3 protein-coding genes are annotated in these 2613 nt (G+C 72.1%); all 3 read right to left on the bottom strand.

What is annotated here, in order from left to right; all coding sequences use genetic code 11:
* Positions 1-220, bottom strand: a 220-nt coding sequence (locus HUU96_RS14665) for a gamma-glutamyltransferase (protein WP_174293473.1), incomplete at its 3' end; no start/stop codon positions are given.
* Positions 221-270: 50 nt separating this feature from the next.
* Entirely contained in the window at positions 271-1599 is a 1329-nt protein-coding gene (locus HUU96_RS14660) for an NCS2 family permease (RefSeq protein ID WP_174293472.1), read from the bottom strand.
* The coding region (locus HUU96_RS14655; RefSeq protein ID WP_174293471.1) for an AtzE family amidohydrolase at positions 1596-2613 on the bottom strand (1018 nt) is incomplete at its 5' end. The genes HUU96_RS14660 and HUU96_RS14655, both read right to left, overlap by 4 nt.

Raw genomic sequence — 2613 nt, 5'->3', positions numbered from 1 at the left:
CGCAGGCGTCGATGCCATGCACCCTGCCGTCGGGCTCGGCGATCAGCCAGAAGCCGTCGCCGCCGATGCCGGTCATGTGCGGATAGACCACCGCCAGGCAGGCGGCGATGGCGACGCACGCCTCGACCGCGCTGCCGCCGTCGCGCAGCACGTCGAGCCCTGCCGCCGACGCCAGCCAATGCGGCGCGGTGACCATGCCGCGCTGGCCGCTACCGCTCATCTACGCCGCCCATCCGGCGATCATGCGCGCGGTGCCGCGTTGCAGCAAGTTCAGCTCGCCAGCCACGCGAACCGGACGACGAACAGCGCCGCGAGCACCAGCAGCAGCCGGTCGCCGCGCCCGATCCGTCCGGGTGCCAGCTGGAGGAGCGCGTGCGCGGTGATCCCGAAGGCGAGGCCGTTGGCGATCGAGAAGGTGAGCGGGATCGCCGCCAGCGTCAGGAACGAGGGAATGGCGACATCCGGCGCGCGCCAGTCGATCTCGGTCAGCGGTGCCATCATCAGCGCACCAACCAGGATCAGCGCCGGCGCGCTCGCCGCCAGCGGGATCAGCCCGGCATAAGGCGCGGCGAGCATCGTCAGCAGGAACAGCACGCCGGTGACGATCGCGGTCAGGCCGGTGCGGCCGCCCGCCTCGACCCCCGCCGCGCTCTCGACATAGGAGGTGACGGTGCTGGTGCCGGCCAGCGCGCCGACGATGGTGGCGATCGCGTCGGTCAGCAACATGCGGTCGAGGCGCGGGATGCGGCCGTCCGCTCCGACCAGCCCGGCACGCCTGGTCACCGCCACCAGCGTGCCAAGATTATCGAACAGGTCGACGAACAGGAACACGAACAGGATCTCGAGCACGCCCAGCCCATGCCGGCCGGCTCCGCCGAACACGCCGCCAAGGTCCAGCTGGAACGCGGTCTCGCCGAGCGCTGCGAGCGAATAGGCTGGCGGGTGGAAGCTGGTGGCACCGCTCGCCCAGCCGATCGCGCTGGTCGCGACGACGCCGATCAGCACCGCCGCGCGCACCCGCCGCGCGCTCAGCACCGCGCCAATCGCCAGGCCGATCAGCGCCAGGATCGCGCCGGGCTGGTGCAGACTGCCGAGCGTGACGCCGGTGGCCGGGCTGTTCACCACCAGTCCGGCATCGCGCAGGCCGATAAAGCCGAGGAACAGGCCGATACCGCCCGCCACCGCCGCGAACAGGTGCGGCGGGATCGCGGCGACGATCATCTGGCGGATGCCGGCGAGGGTCAGCAGCAGGAAGGCGACGCCCGACACCAGCACGCAGCCCAGCGCGGTCGGCCAAGGCACCCCCATCGCGCCGACGACGGTGAAGGCGAAATAGGCGTTGAGCCCCATCCCCGGCGCGAGCGCCAGCGGCACGTTAGCGACCAGCCCCATCAGGATGCTGGCCACCCCGGCGGCGAAGCAGGTGGCGGCGGCGACCGCGGCGACCGGCATCCCCGCCTGGCCCAGGATCGCGGGATTGACGACGACGATATAGGCCATGGTGAGGAAGGTGGTCGCGCCGGCAAGGGCTTCGGTCCGTCCGTCGGTTCCGCGGCCGGCGAAGTCGAAGCGGGCGGCAAGGCGGGCCTCGACGGTCATGACGCTCCGATCAGTCCGTCATGCTCCAGCCGGCGAGCCAGCGCGAACAGGGTCGCCTCGCTGCCGGGCGCGCCGATCAGCTGAAGGCCGAGCGGCAGTCCGGGGCAGGCGAGGGGCGCGGCGATGACCGGCAGGCCGACGAAGCTGAGCGGCTGAGTGAACAGGCCAAGCTGCGCCCGCGCCGACACCCGCGCGCCATCGACCGTCATCATCGGATCGTCGATCCGCGGCGCGACCTCGCCGACACAAGGGGCGATCAGCACGTCGACTGCCTCGAATACCTTGGCGATGGCGACGCGGAACCGCTCGCGAAAGGCGGCGGCGGCGCGATAATAGCTGGCCGGCATCAGCGCGCCGGCGAGCAGCCGGTCGCGAGTGGCGGGATCGAAGGCCAGCGGGCGGCGGCGTAGCTCGGGCAGGTGGCGCGCGCCGCCCTCGCCGGCGGTCATCACATAGGCGGCGGAGCGGGCGCGGTCGACATCGGACAGCTCGACGACGGTATCGCTGCCCAAGTGGCCGGCGATACGATCGATCCCTGCCGCGAGCGTCGCGCAGACGTTGCGCGCGAACCAGCCGCCGAGCCGCGCCACCCTGGGCGCATCGATGGCGGTGCCGCCGCCGCCAAGCGCTCGCCAGGCGAGGTCGAGGTCGGCGATCGTGGCCGCGAACGGGCCGATATCGTCAAAGCTGTCGACGAAGGGAAACACCCCCGCCATCGGCAGCGCGCCGTGCGTGGGCTTCAACCCATATAGCCCGCACAAGGCGGCGGGAACGCGGATCGAGCCGTTGGTGTCCGATCCCAGCGCCAGCGGCACCATGCCGGCCGCGACCATCGCCGCCGACCCACCTGACGAGCCACCCGCGAGCCGCGCAGGGTCGCGCGGGTTGCGGGTGGTGCCATGGGCGGCGTTCACCGTCACGAAGCCATAGGCGTATTCGTCCATGTTGCTGGTCGCGACCAGCACTGCGCCCGCCGCGCGCAACTGGCGGATCGCCTCCGCGTCGGCGGTCGCC

The sequence above is a fragment of the Sphingomonas bacterium genome, assembly GCF_903644135.1.
GTDB lineage: Bacteria > Pseudomonadota > Alphaproteobacteria > Sphingomonadales > Sphingomonadaceae > Sphingomonas.
This window is presented reverse-complemented; position numbering and strand designations above follow the sequence as displayed.

What these genes read in the sequence shown, in the direction of transcription:
- HUU96_RS14660 (WP_174293472.1), bottom strand. Translation starts at nt 1,599, where the DNA reads ATGACCGTCGAGGCCCGCCTTGCCGCCCGCTTCGACTTCGCCGGCCGC.